The organism is Nocardia spumae (genome assembly GCF_020733635.1).
GTDB lineage: Bacteria > Actinomycetota > Actinomycetes > Mycobacteriales > Mycobacteriaceae > Nocardia > Nocardia spumae.
The window spans coordinates 2,499,707-2,517,711 of the sequence record NZ_JAJFZL010000001.1; the positions used below are offsets into that span (position 1 = coordinate 2,499,707).

The 18,005-nt window shown below is 69.6% G+C and carries 16 protein-coding genes; 11 read left to right on the forward strand and 5 right to left on the reverse strand.

The genetic code is table 11. The features are described from left to right. Nucleotides 1-43: 43 nt before the first annotated feature. Both cobA and LKD76_RS10855 read left to right on the forward strand, forming a co-directional pair. Nucleotides 44-1,303, forward strand: a complete 1,260-nt coding sequence (cobA, locus tag LKD76_RS10850) for a uroporphyrinogen-III C-methyltransferase (RefSeq protein WP_227980901.1) — start codon at nt 44-46, stop codon at nt 1,301-1,303. Between the two features lie 107 nt (nt 1,304-1,410). After that, on the forward strand, nt 1,411-2,871 hold the full coding sequence (locus tag LKD76_RS10855) for an MFS transporter (protein ID WP_227985197.1): 1,461 nt from the start codon (nt 1,411-1,413) through the stop codon (nt 2,869-2,871). A 9-nt stretch (nt 2,872-2,880) separates the two neighbouring features. Here the strand turns inward: LKD76_RS10855 and LKD76_RS10860 are convergent, their stop codons facing one another. From LKD76_RS10860 to yaaA, 3 genes are all read right to left on the reverse strand, one after another. Further along, nucleotides 2,881-3,276 carry an ankyrin repeat domain-containing protein gene (locus LKD76_RS10860; RefSeq protein ID WP_227980902.1) on the reverse strand — a complete coding sequence of 132 codons (396 nt, stop codon included), beginning with the start codon at nt 3,274-3,276 and terminating at the stop codon, nt 2,881-2,883. 63 nt (nt 3,277-3,339) lie between these two features. Beyond that, nucleotides 3,340-5,163: a three-helix bundle dimerization domain-containing protein gene (locus LKD76_RS10865; protein ID WP_227980903.1), complete on the reverse strand. Its 1,824-nt coding sequence runs from the start codon at nt 5,161-5,163 to the stop codon at nt 3,340-3,342. 210 nt (nt 5,164-5,373) lie between these two features. Further along, nucleotides 5,374-6,138 (reverse strand): peroxide stress protein YaaA, encoded by a 765-nt coding sequence (yaaA, locus tag LKD76_RS10870; RefSeq protein WP_227980904.1) that lies wholly within the window; start codon nt 6,136-6,138, stop codon nt 5,374-5,376. Between the two features lie 58 nt (nt 6,139-6,196). Between yaaA and LKD76_RS10875 the strand changes: the two genes are divergently transcribed. Then, nucleotides 6,197-7,954 (forward strand): proline--tRNA ligase, encoded by a 1,758-nt coding sequence (locus LKD76_RS10875; protein ID WP_227980905.1) that lies wholly within the window; start codon nt 6,197-6,199, stop codon nt 7,952-7,954. Nucleotides 7,955-7,999: 45 nt separating this feature from the next. Here LKD76_RS10875 and LKD76_RS10880 read toward each other — a convergent pair whose 3' ends face one another. Together LKD76_RS10880 and LKD76_RS10885 are read right to left on the reverse strand one after the other, a co-directional pair. After that, nucleotides 8,000-8,431 carry a ferritin-like domain-containing protein gene (locus tag LKD76_RS10880; RefSeq protein WP_227980906.1) on the reverse strand — a complete coding sequence of 144 codons (432 nt, stop codon included), beginning with the start codon at nt 8,429-8,431 and terminating at the stop codon, nt 8,000-8,002. A 94-nt stretch (nt 8,432-8,525) separates the two neighbouring features. Beyond that, nucleotides 8,526-9,065 carry a hypothetical protein gene (locus tag LKD76_RS10885; RefSeq protein WP_227980907.1) on the reverse strand — a complete coding sequence of 180 codons (540 nt, stop codon included), beginning with the start codon at nt 9,063-9,065 and terminating at the stop codon, nt 8,526-8,528. 232 nt (nt 9,066-9,297) lie between these two features. On the opposite strand from LKD76_RS10885, the gene rimP reads away from it, so the two are divergent. The 8 genes from rimP (at nt 9,298) to LKD76_RS10925 (ending at nt 17,992) form a co-directional block, all read left to right on the forward strand. Then, nucleotides 9,298-9,933: a ribosome maturation factor RimP gene (gene rimP, locus LKD76_RS10890; protein ID WP_227980908.1), complete on the forward strand. Its 636-nt coding sequence runs from the start codon at nt 9,298-9,300 to the stop codon at nt 9,931-9,933. Continuing rightward, nucleotides 9,930-10,958 (forward strand): transcription termination factor NusA, encoded by a 1,029-nt coding sequence (gene nusA, locus LKD76_RS10895; RefSeq protein WP_227980909.1) that lies wholly within the window; start codon nt 9,930-9,932, stop codon nt 10,956-10,958. The genes rimP and nusA overlap by 4 nt, the downstream gene beginning before the upstream one ends. Nucleotides 10,959-11,021: 63 nt before the next feature. Beyond that, complete coding sequence (locus LKD76_RS10900; RefSeq protein ID WP_372465783.1) at nt 11,022-11,402, forward strand: YlxR family protein; 381 nt, start codon at nt 11,022-11,024, stop codon at nt 11,400-11,402. Nucleotides 11,403-11,522: 120 nt separating this feature from the next. Then, entirely contained in the window at nt 11,523-14,465 is a 2,943-nt protein-coding gene (gene infB / locus LKD76_RS10905) for a translation initiation factor IF-2 (protein ID WP_227980910.1), read from the forward strand. Nucleotides 14,466-14,564: 99 nt separating this feature from the next. Continuing rightward, complete coding sequence (locus LKD76_RS10910) at nt 14,565-14,855, forward strand: DUF503 domain-containing protein (protein WP_227980911.1); 291 nt, start codon at nt 14,565-14,567, stop codon at nt 14,853-14,855. A gap of 30 nt (nt 14,856-14,885) precedes the next feature. Continuing rightward, nucleotides 14,886-15,329 carry a 30S ribosome-binding factor RbfA gene (rbfA, locus tag LKD76_RS10915; protein ID WP_227980912.1) on the forward strand — a complete coding sequence of 148 codons (444 nt, stop codon included), beginning with the start codon at nt 14,886-14,888 and terminating at the stop codon, nt 15,327-15,329. 74 nt (nt 15,330-15,403) lie between these two features. Next, complete coding sequence (locus LKD76_RS10920; RefSeq protein WP_227980913.1) at nt 15,404-16,414, forward strand: DHH family phosphoesterase; 1,011 nt, start codon at nt 15,404-15,406, stop codon at nt 16,412-16,414. A gap of 159 nt (nt 16,415-16,573) precedes the next feature. Beyond that, nucleotides 16,574-17,992 carry an MATE family efflux transporter gene (locus LKD76_RS10925; protein ID WP_255659920.1) on the forward strand — a complete coding sequence of 473 codons (1,419 nt, stop codon included), beginning with the start codon at nt 16,574-16,576 and terminating at the stop codon, nt 17,990-17,992. Nucleotides 17,993-18,005 lie beyond the last annotated feature (13 nt).

Consider the following 18,005-nt stretch of genomic DNA (forward strand, 5'->3'; position numbering starts at 1 on the left):
GTGATTACGGAGTCGGCCGGCCCACGCCGTAGGCTGGAACCTTGTGCCGAATACGACAGACGACCAGCAATCCGGTGACCCGAACTACGTGGTCGGGCTCGATCTCGCCGGCCGCCGCGTCGTGGTCGTGGGCGGCGGCTCGGTAGCTCAGCGCCGCCTCGGACTGCTCATCGCCAGTGGTGCCGAGATCGAGGTGATCAGCCGCACGGTGACACCCGCCGTCGAGGCGATGGCGACCTCCGGGCAGTTGCGCATCTCGCTGCGCCCCTACGCCGACGGCGATCTGGACGGCGCCTGGTACGCGATCGCCTGCACCGACGAACCGGATACCAACGCGGCCGTGGTCGCCGAGGCCACCCGGCGCCACATCTTCTGCGTGCGCGCCGACAATGCCCGCCTCGGCACCGCCGTGACCCCCGCCAGCGCCCGCTACGACGGCCTCACGCTCGCCGTGCTGGCCGGTGGCCGTCATCGTCGATCGGCGGCCGTGCGTACGGCGCTGCTGGAGGCGCTGCAATCCGGAACGATCACCGATGATTCCGAACCCGTGGCTCCCGGTGTCGCCCTCGTCGGCGGCGGGCCCGGCGATCCCGACCTGATCACCGTACGTGGACGGCGGTTGCTGGCGCGCGCCGATCTGGTGGTGGCCGATCGACTGGCGCCGCCGGAACTGCTCGCCGAACTCGGGCCCGATGTGGAGGTCGTCGACGCGGCGAAGATTCCGTACGGGCGCGCGATGGCGCAGGAGGCGATCAACTCCGCACTCGTCGAGGGTGCCAAGGCCGGCAAATTCGTGGTGCGGCTCAAGGGGGGCGACCCCTACGTCTTCGGGCGCGGATACGAGGAACTCGAGGCCTGCGTCGATGCCGGGGTGCCGGTGACCGTCGTCCCGGGGGTCACCTCCGCGATCTCCGTGCCCGCACTGGCCGGAATTCCGGTCACTCACCGCGGGGTCACACACGAATTCGTGGTCGTGAGCGGACATATTCCGCCCGAGCACCCGGATTCGCTGGTGGATTGGCCGGCGCTGGCCCGGTTGCGGGGCACGCTCGTGCTGTTGATGGCGGTGGAGCGGATCGAGAAATTCGCCGCCGCCCTCATCGACGGCGGCCGCGCCGCCGGCACCCCGGTCACGGTCGTCCAGGAAGGCAGTCTGCGGACTCAGCGCATCGTGCGCGCCGATCTGGCCACCGTCGCCGAACGGGTGCGTGCCGAGGAGATCCGCCCGCCCGCGATCATCATCGTCGGTCCCACCGCCGGATTCACCGCCGGAGGGCCCGAGACCGACCGGCCCGCGGGGTAGCGCGTGCTGGTGTCGTGCGACCGTGCGCAGCGGCGACAACGCGTTCGGCGGGGGTGTCCGGATATCCGTTACAGTGAGTCACTGTGCTCGATAACCCCGCTGCGACGATGCATTATCCGGTGACGAAGCGGGCCTTCGGGCTGCCGATCCTGGTGCTGTCCGGCCTGCAATTGATGGTGGTCCTCGACGGTACGGTGGTGATTCTGGCGCTGCCCGCGCTGCAGCGTCACCTGGGATTGACCAGTTCGGGCAGTGCCTGGACCGTCACCGCCTACGGCCTCACCTACGGCGGGCTGATGCTGCTGGGTGGACGGCTCGGCGACTCGTTCGGTCGCAAGAAGATGCTGGTGCTCGGAGTCTCGCTGTTCACACTGGCGTCACTGCTGTGCGGGCTCGCGCAGAACGACTGGATGCTGATCCTGGCCCGCGCACTACAGGGCACCGGCGCGGCCGTCGCGGCACCGGTGGCCATGGCACTGGTCGTCAGCACCTTCGCACCCGGCCCGCCGCGCAATCAGGCCATCGCGATCTTCGGCTCGATGATGGGCGTCGGTTCGGTCGGCGGGCTCGTCGTGGGCGGCGCGCTGGCGGAATGGAATTGGCGGCTGATCTTCCTGATCAATGTGCCGATCGGATTGCTCATCATCCTCGGGGCGATATTCCAGCTGCGCGATTCCGCCCATCACCGGCTGCCGCTGGATGTGCGGGGCGCCGCGCTGGGCACGCTCGGCTGCGTGGGTGTGATCTTCGGTGCGACCGAGGGACCCGATCTGGGCTGGACCAGTCCCTACGTCATCGGCGCGCTGATCGCCGGTCTGGTGTTGCTGGTGGCCTTCGTGATCGCCGAGCGCAGCGCCACCAACCCGCTGCTGCCCCTGGGGTTGTTCCGCGATCGCGACCGTGCGATCACCTTCGTCGCCTTGCTGCTCGGTTCCGGTGTGCTCGGTGCGATGACCTACTTCGTGGCCCAATTCCTGCAGAACGTGGTCGGCTACAGTCCACTGGTCGCGGGCCTGGCCTCGATCCCGTTCACGATCGGCGCGGGTGTCGGCACGGGGATCGCGTCCAAAGCGGCCCTCATGGTCCGGCCGCGCTGGCTGCTGTCCGGGGCGGCCGCGGTGCTCGCGGCGGCGCTGTTCTTCGGCTCGACCCTGGACCGGACGGTCGAATACTGGCCGACCCTGCTGGTGCTGCTGATCGTGGTCGGCACCGCGATCGGTTTCGTGATCGTGGTCGGCCCGCTGTGCCTGCTGGTCGGGGTCCCGGTGAACGAGGTGGGGCCGCTGTCGGCGATCGGCCAGATGATCCTCACCCTCGGCACCCCCTTCGCCGTCGGCCTGCTGACCCCGCTGGCCGCCTCGCGCACCCTGTCGCTCGGCGGGCGGACCGACCGCACCTCGGATCTCACCACCGCCGAAGTCTCGGCACTGTCGAGTGGTTACACCTTCGTCCTGCTGATCTGTGCGTTCGGCGCCGTTCTCATCGGGCTGATCGTGCTCACCCTGCGCTACACCCCGCAGCAGCTCGCCCAGGCGCAGCATGCGCAGGAGGAAGCACAGCAGTCCTGACGGCCGGTATCAGCCGCGGTCGAACAGGTTCAGCAGTTCGGTCCTGCCGAATACGGTGGCGGACTCCCGTGCCGAGGGCGTGCCGGCATCCGGATCGGCGCCGGCGGCGAGCAGGGCTTGCAGGATGTCGTCCTCGCCCTTGAAAACGGCTCCCGCGGCGGGGGTTTGGCCGCGGTCGTTGGCGCGATCGGGGTCGGCGCCACGCTCCAGCAGGGCCGTCACCGCGGTGAGGTGGCCGTGGTAGGCGGCGAGCATCAGCAGGGTGTCGCCCTTATCGTTGGCCAGATTCACCGGTACGCCCGCATCGATGTAGGCCGCGAGGGTGGCGGCCGCACCGTTACGGGCCGATTCGAACATCCGGGTGGCCAGCTCGACCACTCCCGGATCCACACCGTCGGTGTCCATTCACCCTTCCTACCACGGGTGCCGAGCGGTGCGCCGAGGCGGCGCCGTCCGCGCCCGGGCCGCTCAGTTGTAGGACCGCGCGACGCCGTCCAGCAGATGCTCGAGGGTGTCGTAGGTCGGCGTGTCGACCACGTCGACGATGGCCGGCGACACCGGAATGTGGTGCTCCGCCGTGACTTTCGCGAACTGCGCCGGATCGGCGGTGCGGAAGCCGTGCTCGGCGGCCAGCCGCTGCAGCTCGGGGTCGGTGCTCAACAGGCGCCCGACCCGATCGCCGGTGGCGTTCAGCGGCACCAGCGTGTGGCGCGACAGCACCGTCGGCGACGGGTAGGCCAGTACCGCGTTCGCGGGCAGTTTCCCGGCGACGGCCGCCTCCACGTACTGGGACTCGTAACCCCACACCATCGGCGTGGGACCCATTCCGGCAGTGAGATATTCGGCGAACGGCCCCTCACTCGAGTTCTCGGTGTACCCCTGTTTGGTGAACAGTCGTGACACCTTCGACAACACGAAGTTCTCCGCCGCGGGACCCTGCACGATCGCATCCTCGTTCGCGACATAGGCCGCGACGGCCAGATACATCGCCGCGGAGTTCGAGGTGCGCGGATCGGTGGTCGACAGCAGCATGTTCTTACGCACCGGATAGCCGGTGTTGCCGTCGAGCCGATCCCACTGCGTGCCCTGCTGGGTGAGCTCGAGGTAGCGGCGCATATCGAAAGTCGGCACCGCGCCAGGACGCAGCACACCCGACCGGGTCAGGACGTCGGCGATCGGGCCGAAGGTGGCGACCGTCATCGGTGAGGAGAACGGGGTGTACTTGGCGGTGATACCGCGCTGGCGTTGGATCCGTTCGGCGGCCAGGCTGCTGGACGGGAAGGCGAAGTCGTAGCCGCCCAGATCGACCGTGGTCGCGATCTGCCGGGATCCCGCGGGTTCGACGTTCAACCGGATGCCGTTGCGCGCCAGCGCTTCCACCACTCGTGGATCGGTGAAGAAACCCATCTTCTCCGATCCCACGACACCGTGCGCGGTCGCCGGGACGGGGACGGGCGCGGCGGCCGGGGCGGTGTCGTCGTCGCGGAACCCGAAGCCCACCACCAGCGCTACCACCACGACGACGGCTGCCGCCAGTGCCGCGACGAGCCGGGGTCGTCGGCGCAGTCCCGCGGCGAAACCGCCCGCGGTCACCTCGGGACGTGCTGCGGCGCCGACGCTCGTCGCGGCCGATTCACCATGTGGTGCAGTGGGATTCGCCCGTTCCGGTGCGGTCGCCGGCGCCGTCGGTTCGACCACCGCCGCGCCGACACCCGCCACGACCGCCGCATCCGCATCATCCGGGCGCGCCGCCGGCAGGTCGGGCTGCCTGTCGAAATGCGCGGTATCGTCGGCATTCTCGGTCGTCGCCGGGTCGACCGAATCGGCTTCCCGGACGGCGGGTGCCACCGGCTCGGCGTCCGCGGCCTGTGATGTGCGCACGGCCCCGGCGACCACCGTCTCCGCGGTCGCCGGGTGAGCGTCGTCCTCGGGTACGGTGACGATCCGAACGGCGGAATCGGCGCCGTCGGCGGCCGCCGGTGCGGATACCGCCGCCGGAACCTCGGCGGCGGGGTAGGGCCGATCCGGCGGAGCATGGTGGGCCGCAGCGTATTCCGGCCCATACGCGTCGTCGGCGCCGCGGTGTGGCGGCAGATGCTGCAATTCCCGCCGCACGATCCGCTCCACCAGAATCGGCACGAAATCGCGTACGGCATGGCCGTCGAAGCGCCGCCGCACCTGACCGACCAGTTCGTGCACCAATTCCGGCGAGTGGCTGTGGCCGTACGAGTCGACCAGTCGACTCGTCAACTGACGCAGCGCTTTTTCCTCACGGTCGATGGCGTCACCCACGCCGAACTCCTCGCCCAATCGCATGTCCGCGGCAGCCGTCGACCGCCGCGCCGAACTACGATAGCGAGGGAGAGGAACCGTTCCGGTCGACCGAATATCGGCCGTGACTATCCGGAAATAGCTGGTAGCTACCCATTTTTGCGGATATCTTCCCAGCTGTGGCCGGTCGCGATTCGGTTCGAATTACGTCCTCGGTCACCGAGAATTCATTCAGGTGAGGACCAGCAGTTCGCTCGAGGACGCGATTTCCACTCGCAGCCCGGCCTTTTCGGCCACCCGGGCCAGCGCGCGGATATCGCCCGGCTCGGCGCGCGTCGTCACCAGTGCCCGCGCCAGCAGCCCCTTGTGATGTTTGTTGAAATGACTCACCACCGTGCGGGAACCGTCGGGGCGCTCGGTCAGCACCGTGGCCGTGACCGCACCCGGCAGCCGGCCCAATTGCTGATAGGTGCCCGATCGCAGATCGACGACGAGCCGATCGGCGGTGGCATCGCGCAGTGCGGGGGCCAGTACCGGCTTCCAGAGCGAGGCCAGGGTCGGCAGTCCCGGCAGCTTCGATCCGCCCGACAGGCGGTAGGCGGGAATCGCGTCTGCGGCACGGACCACCCCGAACAGCGCGGATCCGATCGCCAGCCGCTCCTCGGCGCGTGCGCGCTGCGCCTTGGTCAGTGCGCGGGCATCGAGGGCGTCGTAGAGGACTCCGGTGTAGCGCACGAGCGCCGGTGCGGTGGCCGCGCTCCGCAACGACGCGTTGCGGGCGAGCGCGGCCTGCAAACCTTCCGCGCCCGCGCCGCCCGCCTTGCCGAGCCCGAGTGCGACCCGGGCCGCCTCCGCGTCGGCGGACAATTCGATCAGCTCGGTGATCAACTTGTCGCGGACCGCGGTGAGCTGCGGCAACCACAGCGAATCCAGCTCTAGCGGTCCGAGAGTTCCACCGTCGGACTTGGTTTCGGAAGGAGGCAGGATCACCAGCACGAGCGGATACGGTAATGCCCTGTAAGCATCCGCGCAGCAGCGGCTAGTCTGTGCATCCGTGATCACCCGTCTCTCGCACCTGTTCCTGCGTACCCTGCGCGACGATCCCGCCGACGCCGAGGTGCCCAGTCACAAACTTCTGGTTCGCGCCGGTTACGTGCGCCGGATCGCACCGGGCGTGTACTCGTGGTTGCCGTTGGGCCTGAAGGTGCTGCGCCGGATCGAGAACGTCGTGCGCGAGGAGATGGACGCGATCGGCGGACAGGAGATCTCGCTGCCGGCCCTGTTGCCGCGCGATCCCTACGAGACCACCAACCGCTGGACCGAATACGGCGACAGCCTGTTCCGCCTGCGTGACCGCAAGGGCGCCGATATGCTGCTCGGCCCCACCCACGAGGAGCTGTTCGCTTTGACGGTCAAGGGCGAATACAACTCCTACAAGGATCTGCCGGTCACGCTGTACCAGATCCAGACCAAGTACCGCGACGAGGAGCGGCCGCGCGCCGGCATCCTGCGCGGACGCGAGTTCGTGATGAAGGACTCCTACTCGTTCGACCTCGACGAGCAGGGGCTGGCCGCCAGCTACGCCGCGCACCGCGGGGCCTATCAGCGCATCTTCGCCCGCCTCGGCGTGGAATACGTGATCGTGGCCGCCACCTCGGGTGCCATGGGCGGCAGCGCTTCCGAGGAATTCCTGGCCACCAGCCCGATCGGCGAGGACACCTACGTGACCTGCCTCGAGTCCGGCTACGCGGCCAATGTGGAGGCCGTGGTGACCGCCGCGCCGCCGGAGATCCCCGTCGCGGGCCAGGCCGACGCCGTCGTGCACGACACCCCCGGCACTCCGACCATCGCCTCGCTGGTCGACTGGGCCAACGGCGCCGGTATCGCCGAACAGTACGGCCGCCCCGTCACCGCCGCCGACACCTTGAAGAACGTCATGGTGAAACTGCGCCACCCCGACGGCAAGACCGAGATCGTCGGCATCGGCGTGCCCGGCGACCGTGAGGTCGACGACAAGCGCCTCGGCGCGAGCCTCGAACCGGCCGAGGTGGAACTGCTGACCGATGCCGACTTCGCCGCCAACCCGTTCCTGGTGAAGGGCTACATCGGCCCGAAGGCGCTGCTGGAGAACGGCGTCCGCTATCTGGTCGACCCGCGCGTGGTCACCGGCACCGCGTGGATCACAGGGGCCGACGCCTCCGGCAAGCATGTCGTCGGCTTGGTCGCGGGCCGCGATTTCACCCCCGACGGCACGATCGAGGCCGCCGAGGTCCGCGCGGGTGATCCGTCGCCGGACGGTCGCGGTGTGCTGCACACGGCGCGCGGTATCGAGATCGCCCACATCTTCCAGCTCGGCTACAAGTACACCGATGCCTTCGAGGTCGACGTGCTCGGCGAGAACGGCAAACCGGTGCGTCTGGTTCAGGGTTCCTACGGCGTCGGCATCTCCCGCATGGTCGCCGTGGTCGCCGAGCAGATGCACGACGACAAGGGCCTGCGCTGGCCGAGTGAGGTCGCGCCCTTCGATGTGCACGTGGTCATCGCCAACAAGGACGAGGCGGCCCGCGCGGGCGCCGAGGAGGTCGTCGCCGGACTGGACGCGCAGGGGCTGGACGTCCTGTTCGACGACCGCACCGCCTCGCCGGGGGTCAAGTTCAAGGACGCCGAATTGCTCGGCATGCCGTGGATCGTGGTGATCGGCCGGGGCTGGGCCGACGGCAAGGTCGAGCTGCGCAACCGCTTCACCGGTGAAGCCGAGGACATTCCGGCCGCGTCCGCGGTCGAGTCGGTGCTCGCGAAGATCCGCGCCTGACCGGCCGGCGCCCGGTGCGGATGCGCACCGGGCGCCGGTGGACGGTCAGGGCTGGCCCGGAAACGGGGTGGTTGCCGGGTTCGCACCCAGGACCGACTGCCAGGTGGCCAGTCGCAGGGCGCATTCGGTGAGCGCGTCGGTACCCGTACGGCGCAGGTCCGCGGTGGCCGCGTGCTCCACCACCGAGCGCCACGCGACCGCGGTATCCGATTCCACGGTGACCGCGAGCTTCGCGGCCGGGATCGGGTCGTCGACCGGGAACGGCGGAGCGTAGGCCGCGGCCGGTGCGGGCACGGTGGCGCCGGCGGCCTTCAGGGCGTCGACGGTGGCATCGCGGCGCGCGCGGTGCGCGGCGAGGTATTCGGCGACGAGCTGAGTGCGCTCCGGTGAGGCGTAGGCCGCGACCACGCCATAGGCGTAGACGGCGGAGTATTCGGCGTTCAAAGCATCGACGAGCGCCTGCTGATCGGTACTCACGCGTATGTCCCTTCCAACGTGTACGGGGCGCCGCGTGATGACGCTGCGCCGATGCCCTCGCGTCCGGCGGCCACGGTGTGCGCCGCCGGGGTGATCACGCCAGGATCACCGCCGCGTGCGTGGCGCAGCTGGCGCTGATCGATGCCAGCAGGCCCGCGCGATAGCCGGACTGGGCCGTGCCCAGCTGGGCGGCCGCGTGCTGGGAGTCGGTCAGCCGGCTGCGTACGGCGGCGACCGACGGTGGCGGAGTGGGCGCGACCGGTTCCGGTACCGGCGCGGTCGCCGACTTCGGTTTCGTGCCGTCGCCGTAGGTGCCGACCGCGCGATCGATCTCGGCGCGCAACGCGTCGGCGTGCTGGGTGCGCTGGGTGGCGACGACGGTCAGCGCGGCGGTCCGGTCCGGTGCCGCCGCGATGGCGGCCTTCGCCCAGGCGGCGTCGGTGCGGGCCGCCTCCTCCTGTGACACGAGCACATCCGGTGCGGGCGGAGCCTTGTCCGAACACGCGGTGGCCGCGCCGAGGGCGACGAGGGCGACCGCGGTCCCCCCGGCCGAGCGCAGCATCCAGCGGCGGTCGAAGGTGGGGGAGACTGCCCGATCCGCGGGCGCCGGAATCACATCGAGGCGGCTTGGCACGCCTACATCGTGCCAGTGCCCGATCGGGGGCCTCGCGCCCAGCCCGTCCGACACGCTCCCCGTGCCGGGCAGCGCGTACCGACCCGGGCCGACTCGACCGGGTTGGCTGGTCCTTTACACTCTTGCAGCGCGTTAGGCTGGATCTCCCGCGGAACACTCCGCGGAACATGCGCGCAGACCATACCCGACCAGGACCAATACCGCGTCACAACTGAACCAGGAGCCGCCCCATATGCCGATGCCGACCGAGGAAAGGGTGAGCCAGCTCGTTGCTGGGCTCGTCGAACGCCGAGGACTCGACCTCGAGGGCGTGCGTATCACGGCCGCGGGCGGGTCGCAGGCGCGGGTGACGGTCACCGTCGACGGCGATGAGACCGTCGATCTGGACATGATCGCGGAATTGAGTTCGGAGATCTCGGAGGTCTGTGACGAGGCCGGCGATTTCGGCGAGACGCCCTATCTGCTCGAAGTCACCACACCCGGTGTCGAGCGCCCGCTGGTGGCGCCGCGGCATTGGCGGCGAGCCCGCGGCCGCAAGGTCCGCGTCCGGATGCGCGCGGGCGCGGCGACGCCGGACGGCAAGGCCGCTTTCGACGCCCGGGTCGGTGTCGTGACCGACACCGAGGTGGCGCTGGTGCTCGGCGGCAAACGTGACCCGCACCGGGTGAGCGTGCCGCTCGCCGATATCGACTCCGCGGTCGTGCAGGTGGAATTCTCCCCACCGGGCGCGGCGGAGCTGGCGCTGACCGGAGGGGTGGCCGCGGGCCGTCCCGAACCGGGCGCCGCGGACGAGGCCGTGGATGTGGCCGACACAGTCCGGGGAGAAGACCGTCCAGTAGTTGCGCCGACCGAAGGGATCGTGGAATGAACATCGAAATCGAAGCCCTGCGTGCGATCGTCGCCGATAAGGGAATCTCGATGGAGACAGTGCTCTCCGCGATCGAGTCGGCTCTGCTGACCGCCTATCGGCACACCGAGGGCCACGAGCCCAACGCACGCATCGATATCAATCAGAAGACCGGTGTGGTGCGGGTGATGGCCACCGAGACCGACGCCGACGGCAATGTCATCTCCGAATGGGACGACACCCCGGAGGGCTTCGGCCGTATCGCCGCCACCACCGCCCGCCAGGTGGTGTTGCAGCGGCTACGCGATGCCGAGAACGAGAAGTCCTTCGGCGAGTTCTCCACCCACGAGGGCGATATCGTCGGCGGCGTCGTCCAGCGCGACGCCCGCATGAACGCCCGCGGCACCGTGGTGGTGCGGATCGGCAGCGAGGCCAACGGCGCCGAGGGGCTGATCCCACCGGCCGAACAGGTGCCCGGTGAGACCTACGAGCACGGCGATCGCATCAAGTGCTACGTCTACGGCGTCTCGCGCGGTGCCCGCGGCCCGCAGATCACCCTCTCGCGCACGCACCCGAATCTGGTGCGGCGGCTGTTCGCCCTCGAGGTGCCAGAGATCGCCGACGGATCGGTCGAGATCGTCGCGGTGGCCCGTGAGGCCGGACATCGTTCCAAGATCGCGGTGCGCTCCACGGTGCCCGGGGTCAACGCCAAGGGCGCGTGTATCGGCCCGATGGGCCAGCGTGTGCGCAATGTGATGAGCGAGTTGGCGGGGGAGAAGATCGACATCATCGACTGGGCCGAGGATCCGGCCGCCTTCGTCGGGAATGCGCTGAGTCCGTCGAAGGTTGTGTCGGTGACGATCGTCGATCCGGAGGCTCGTGCCGCCCGGGTCGTGGTCCCCGATTTCCAGTTGTCGCTGGCGATCGGCAAGGAAGGCCAGAACGCCCGGTTGGCCGCGCGGTTGACCGGGTGGCGCATCGATATCCGCTCCGACGCCGCCCCCGACGTGGCCGGATCCCAGCGGCCGCACGCCCAGCACGGGTAGCCCGCGGGGCGAGGGCAGGTGGGGTTCGGACGTCAACCAGGGGCTGGATGCGGAGATCGGGACATGGCAGCGGTACAGTGGACACAGGCTCAGCGCGAGTCTTCGGTATCCGCACTTTCCGCCCAGGTCGGAACTCGGGTCACAACCCGGGATCCCGGCCCTGTCCGGACCTGTGTCGGATGCCGGAAACGCGAGCTGGCCGCCGATCTGTTGCGGGTCGTGGCACAGTCACCCGGCAGCGTTCCCGACAGGGATGCCGCCGTCGTGATCGTTCCCGATCCGCAGCGCAGACTTCCCGGGAGGGGTGCTTGGCTGCACCCCGTTTCGGCTTGTCTGAGCATGGCAGAGCGGCGCCGAGCGTTCGGCAGAGCGCTACGAGTGTCCGGAAAACTGGATATCTCAGCCCTGGAGCACTACGTCGAGAACAGGCACGAGCACTCATGAGTACACCGTGAAGTACCAACGATGAACGGCCATCGAAGATAACCCGAGGTCGTGCGGGCTTCCTGACCCCTCACAAGGGGAGGCGGGACTGTCACGCTCGACCTCTCAGTGAGGAGAGCAGTGGCAGGCAAGGCCCGCGTGCACGAGTTGGCAAAAGAACTCGGTGTCACGAGTAAAGAACTACTCGCAACGCTCAAGGAGCAGGGCGAGTTCGTGAAGTCGGCGTCGTCGACGGTGGAGGCACCCGTCGCGCGTCGGCTCCGGGAGTCGTTCGCGGCGAAGTCCGCTCCCGCCAACGGCTCCGCGAAATCATCCGCGAAACCCGGTCCCGCGCAGGCGCGCCCGGCCGCCAAGCCGTCCGCCGGCGTAACGCCGGGGCCGCGTCCCGGCCCGCGTCCGACTCCGGCTGCGGCCCAGGCCGATTCGGCGCCCGCCGCCGAGGCTCCCACGGCACCCCGTCCCGATGCGGTCAAGCCCGGTCCGGCGGTCAAGCCCGGCCCGAAGCCGGCTCCGCAGCAGCCCGCGGCCCCGGCGGCGTCCGCCGGTTCGGCCCAGGCACCGCAGACCGGCGCCCGTCCCACTCCGGGCGCGCCGCGTCCCGGCCAGGGTCGTAACACTCCGGGTGGCCAGCAGGGCGCGCCGCGTCCGGCCGCTTCGGGTCCCAAGCCGGGCCCGAAGCCGCCGCGGGTCGGTAACAACCCGTTCTCCTCGGCTCCCGAGCGTCCCGCGCCGCGTCCGGCCTCCGGCCCGCGTCCGGCGCCGGGGCCGCGTCCCGGTCCGGGACAGAACGCGCCGCGTCCGGGCCAGGGTGGTCCCCGCCCGACTCCGGGTGGCGCGCCGCGTCCCCCGGCCGGTCAGGGCGGTCCTCGCCCCGGCGGCCCGCGTCCTTCCCCGGGTTCGATGCCGCCGCGGCCGAATCCGGGTGCCATGCCCGCTCGCGCTGCCCGTCCGGGGCCGGCGGCCGGTCGTCCGGGTCGTCCCGGTGGCGGTGCCGGCGGTGGCCGTCCCGGTGGTGGCGGCGGCGGCGGTAACTACCGCGGTGGCGGCGGTGCCGGTGGCGGCGGCGGCGCGGGTGCGCCCGCGGCCGGTGGCTTCCGGGGTCGTCCCGGTGGCGGTGGCCGTCCCGGTGGCGGTGGCGGTCGCGGCGGTGCCGCGGGTGCCTTCGGCCGTCCCGGTGGCGCCCCCCGCAAGGGCCGCAAGTCGAAGCGGGCGAAACGCGCCGAATACGAGAACATGCAGGCACCGTCGGTCGGCGGTGTGCGGCTGCCCCGCGGCAACGGCGAGATCATCCGTCTCGCTCGCGGCGCGTCGCTGTCGGACTTCGCCGAGAAGATCAACGCCAACCCGGCCTCGCTGGTGCAGGTGCTGTTCAACCTCGGTGAGATGGTCACCGCGACCCAGTCGGTGAACGACGAGATCTTCGAGCTGCTCGGCGGCGAGATGAACTACGTCGTGCACGTGGTCTCGCCCGAGGACGAGGACCGCGAGCTGCTGGAGAGCTTCGACCTCACCTACGGCGAGGACGAGGGCGACGAGGAGGACCTGCAGGTCCGTCCGCCGGTCGTGACCGTCATGGGTCACGTCGACCACGGTAAGACCCGACTGCTGGACACCATCCGCAAGACCAACGTCCGCGAGGGCGAGGCCGGCGGTATCACCCAGCACATCGGCGCCTACCAGGTGCTCACCAACGTCAACGACGAAGAGCGTCTGATCACCTTCATCGACACCCCGGGTCACGAGGCGTTCACCGCCATGCGTGCTCGTGGTGCGAAGGCCACCGATATCGCGATCCTGGTGGTCGCGGCCGACGACGGCGTCATGCCGCAGACGGTGGAGGCCATCAACCACGCGCAGGCCGCGGATGTGCCGATCGTGGTGGCGGTCAACAAGATCGACAAGGAAGGCGCGAACCCGGAGAAGGTCCGGCAGCAGCTGACCGAGTACAACCTGGTGGCCGAGGAGTACGGCGGCGAAACCATGTTCGTCAACATCTCCGCGCGTCAGGGCACCAATATCGAAGCCCTGCTCGAGGCCGTGGTGCTGACCGCGGACGCCGCACTGGATCTGCGGGCCAACCCGGATATGGACGCCCAGGGTGTCGCCATCGAGGCGCACCTGGACCGCGGCCGTGGTCCGGTTGCCACCGTCCTGGTGCAGCGCGGTACCTTGCGCGTCGGTGACTCGATCGTGGCCGGTGACGCCTACGGTCGCGTCCGCCGGATGGTCGACGAACACGGTGAGGACGTGGACGCGGCGCTGCCGTCGCGGCCGGTGCAGGTCATCGGTTTCACCTCGGTGCCGGGCGCGGGCGACAACCTGCTCGTCGTCGAGGAGGACCGCATCGCCCGCCAGATCGCCGACCGGCGCAACGCGCGTAAGCGCAACGCTCTGGCCGCGCGTAGCCGCAAGCGGATCAGCCTGGAAGATCTGGACGCCGCTCTGAAGGAGACCTCGGAGCTCAACCTGATCCTCAAGGGTGACAACTCCGGTACGGTCGAGGCCCTCGAAGAGGCGCTGCTCGGTATCGAGATCAGCGATGAGGTCCGGCTGCGGGTCATCGACCGCGGTGTCGGTGGCGTCACCGAGACCAACGTCAACCTGGCCTCGGCGTCGAACGCGATCATCATCGGCTTCAACGTCCGTGCCGAGGGCAAGGCCACCGAACTCGCCAACCGCGAGGGTGTGGACATCCGCTACTACTCGGTGATCTACCAGGCCATCGACGAGATCGAGAAGGCCCTGAAGGGCATGCTCAAGCCGATCTACGAAGAGGCCGAACTGGGTCGCGCCGAGATTCGCGCGGTGTTCCGCTCCTCGAAGTTCGGCAACATCGCCGGCTGCATGATCACCTCCGGGACGGTCAAGCGCAACGCCAAGGCCCGTCTGCTCCGCGACAGCGTGGTGATCGCCGATACGACGATCCAGTCGCTGCGCCGGGAGAAGGACGATGCCACCGAGGTCCGCGAGGGCTTCGAGTGCGGTATGACGTTGGGCTACAACGACATCAAGGAAGGCGACATCATCGAGGCCTACGAGCTTCGGGAGAAGCCGCGCGACTGAGTCGTCCACAGCGAAGCGAACGTCACGTTCGGTGCGGTAGCCCGGACGTGACGTTCGCTTCGCTGGGCAGGCTCTCGCGAGAATCGAAGAGGTGAGCCCTTGTTCGTCGGAGCATTGGAATTCGACATCCTGCTCGGCGATGTGCACTCGTTGAAACAGAAGCGCTCCGTGATTCGTCCGGTGCTGGCCGAACTACAGCGGTTCGGGATCAGCGCGGCCGAGGCCGGAGATCATGATCAACACCGCCGCACCCGTTTGGGTGTCGCCATGGTCAGCGCCGAGATGGGACATCTCACAGAGGTGCTGGACAAGTGTGAACGCCACGTCGCGGCGCGTCCGGAGTTACAGTTGCTGGCAGTACGCCGCCGCATCTTCGGACCCGAAGACTGAATGACCAGTGGAAAGTGAGGAGGGCCCGCCATGGTGGATCAGGCCAGGGCACGCCGACTCGCGAAGCGGATCGTGACCATCGTCGGCACGGCGATCGAATACGAGATCAAGGATCCGCGGCTGCGTTTCATCACCGTCACCGATGCCAAGGTGACCGGTGATCTGCGGGAGGCGACCGTCTATTACACGGTGATGGGTGAAACCCTCTCCGCCGAACCGGATTTCGCGGGCGCCGCGGCCGGACTGGAGAAGGCCAAGGGGGTGTTGCGCTCCAAGGTCGGCGCCGCCACCGGGATCAAATTCACGCCGTCGCTGAGCTTCGTCCTCGATACCGTGCCGGATGCGGCCCGGGAGATGGAGCAGTTGCTGGCGCAGGCGCGGGCCTCCGACGAGCGGGTCGCACAGGTAGCGGCGAACGCCACCCACGCGGGTGAAGCCGATCCCTACAAACCCGACCCGGAAGAGGAAGACTGACCGCTGCGGCGGTCGATGCGGGCGACCGGTCCGGGTGCTGACCCGGCCGGGTCACCGGAGAATCGAGCCTGGATATGACAGCAGTGACGTCGACGGCCGATCCGGCCGCGGCCGTCGAAATTTTGGCGGCGGCCCGATCGGTGACGGTGCTCTGCCATGTGCAACCCGACGCCGACACCGTCGGTAGCGGACTGGCGCTGGCGCAGGTGCTGCATCGGCGCGGCGTCCCGGTACAGGTGTCGTTCGCGGAACCGAGTGATCTCCCGGCGTCGATGCGATCGCTGCCCGGCGTCGAACATCTGGTCGCGGCCGACCGGGTCGCCGCGCGGGTGGACCTGCTGGTCACCGTCGACTGCGGCAGTGCCGGTCGGCTCGGCGCGCTGGCGGACCGGATCGACGGTGCGGCAACCACTTTGGTGATCGATCACCATCGCTCCAACACCCGCTTCGGCACCGTGAACCTGATCGACGACACCGCGGAGTCGACGACCAGCGTGCTGGCGCGGGTCTTCGACGCCTGGGGTGAGGAGATCGATCGCGATATCGCGCACTGCCTGTTCGCGGGCCTGGTGACCGATACCGGCTGCTTCCGCTGGGGCGGACCCGGAACCCATCTGCTAGCCGATCGGTTGCTGGCGACCGGGATCGATGGTGCCGGAATCACTCGCACACTGATGGATACGCATCCGTTCGGCTGGTTGTCGATGCTGTCGCGGGTGCTGGGGTCGGCGCGGCTGCAACCGGAAGCCGCCGGCGGCGCCGGGCTCGTGTACGCGTTCGTGCGGGCCGGAGACACCGAGGGGGTGCGCTCGGAAGAGGTGGAAAGCGTCATCGACGTCGTCCGCACCACGGCCGAGGCCGATATCGCGGCGGTATTCAAACAATCGCGGGCCGATCCGGATCGGTGGACGGTATCGCTGCGGTCGCGCGACAGCGGTGTCGGGGCGGGTGACGCGGTGGATGTGGCCCGGGTCGCGGCGGCGCTGGGCGGTGGCGGCCATCGCTATGCCGCCGGATATACGACCGAGGGTGCCGCCGGGGAACTGGTGGCGAACCTGGTCTCGGCCCTGGACGGCGCGCGGTAGTCCGGCCGCTGACCCCGCGACCACGGCCGGGCGCGACCTGTCAGCGCGCTGTGCGATCGTGAGGCGGGCACAGCACGCGACGGTGGGAGGTCAGGTGATCCGGTTCGACGAAGCCCCGGGGATGCGGCGGCATCGCCGCCGGCCGGGACGAGGTGCCGGATGACTCCCGCCGAGGGGAGTGCGGCCCGGCTCGACGGGGCCGTGGAGGATGCGCACGGCGCGGCCCGAATCCGGCCGGATCCCGTGGCCGCCGGACCCCGGCGGATCCTCGGTATCGCGGTGCCCACCCTGGGCGTGCTCGTCGCCGAACCGGTTTATCTGCTGTTCGATATGGCGGTCGTCGGCCGGCTGGGAGCGCTGGCTCTGGCGGGGCTGGCGGTCGGCGGCCTGATTCTCGGCCAGGTCAGCACGCAGTTGACCTTCCTCAGCTACGGCACCACGGCGCGGTCGTCGCGCCGTCACGGTGCGGGGGACACACCGGGTGCGGTGGCCGAAGGTGTGCAGGCCAGCTGGCTCGCGGTGGCCGCGGGCCTGGCGATCGTCGTGGTGCTGCAGATATGCGCGCGGCCGATCGTGGATGTGATCGCCGGCGGGCACGACATCGCGGACGAGGCGCTGGGGTGGCTGCGGATCGCGCTGTTCGGGGTGCCGCTGATCCTGCTCACCATGGCGGGCAACGGCTGGTTGCGCGGTGTCCAGCAGACGCGCAGACCGCTGGCGTACGTCGTTGCCGGACTGATTGTCTCGGCCGTGCTCTGCCCGCTGCTGGTACACGGGCTGCTGGGTATGCCCCGGCTGGAACTGGCCGGTTCGGCGGTGGCCAATGTGACCGGGCAGCTGATCTCGGGCGCGTTGTTCGCCGCAGCCCTGGTGCGGCAACGGGTTTCGCTGCGTCCGAGACCCGCGGTGATGCGCGCGCAGCTGGTGCTCGGCCGCGATCTGATCGTGCGCAGCCTGGCCTTCCAGGCCTGCTTCGTCTCCGCGGGCGCGGTCGCGGCGCGGTTCGGCGCCGCCTCGGTGGCAGCGCATCAACTGGTGTTGCAGCTGTGGAACTTCCTGTCGCTGACACTGGATTCGCTGGCGATCGCCGCGCAGACGCTGACCGGTGCGGCGCTGGGCGCCGGGGACGCATCCGGGGCCCGGCGGCTGGCGCGGCGAATCACGCTGTGGTCCACGGTGTTCGCCGTGCTGCTGGCGGTGATCTTCGCCGCCGGGTATTCGGTGATTCCACGGTTGTTCACCGATGATCCGACGGTGCTCGATCGGGTGCACGTGATCTGGTGGTTCTTCGTGGCGCTCATTCCGGCCGCCGGAGTGGTCTTCGCGCTCGACGGGGTCCTGCTGGGTGCCGGTGACGCCTCCTATCTGCGCAACACCACGATGGCCGCCGCGCTGGCCGGATTCCTGCCGGCCATCTGGCTGGCACTGACCTTCGACTGGGGGATCGCGGGCATCTGGTCGGGACTGAGCGCCTTCATCCTGCTGCGCCTGCTCGCGGTCGCCGGGCGTGCGCTGTCGGGCCGCTGGGTGCGGGTCGGGTCGGAGATTCCCCGGTCGTCGTCGTGGCGCGGTGAGTGACCGGCGCGGCCAC

What these genes read in the sequence shown, in the direction of transcription:
- LKD76_RS10855 (WP_227985197.1), top strand. Translation starts at nt 1,411, where the DNA reads ATGCATTATCCGGTGACGAAGCGGGCCTTCGGGCTGCCGATCCTGGTG.
- LKD76_RS10860 (WP_227980902.1), bottom strand. Translation starts at nt 3,276, where the DNA reads ATGGACACCGACGGTGTGGATCCGGGAGTGGTCGAGCTGGCCACCCGG.
- rimP (WP_227980908.1), top strand. Translation starts at nt 9,298, where the DNA reads ATGCCGATGCCGACCGAGGAAAGGGTGAGCCAGCTCGTTGCTGGGCTC.
- nusA (WP_227980909.1), top strand. Translation starts at nt 9,930, where the DNA reads ATGAACATCGAAATCGAAGCCCTGCGTGCGATCGTCGCCGATAAGGGA.
- LKD76_RS10900 (WP_372465783.1), top strand. Translation starts at nt 11,022, where the DNA reads ATGGCAGCGGTACAGTGGACACAGGCTCAGCGCGAGTCTTCGGTATCC.
- rbfA (WP_227980912.1), top strand. Translation starts at nt 14,886, where the DNA reads ATGGTGGATCAGGCCAGGGCACGCCGACTCGCGAAGCGGATCGTGACC.
- LKD76_RS10920 (WP_227980913.1), top strand. Translation starts at nt 15,404, where the DNA reads ATGACAGCAGTGACGTCGACGGCCGATCCGGCCGCGGCCGTCGAAATT.
- LKD76_RS10925 (WP_255659920.1), top strand. Translation starts at nt 16,574, where the DNA reads ATGACTCCCGCCGAGGGGAGTGCGGCCCGGCTCGACGGGGCCGTGGAG.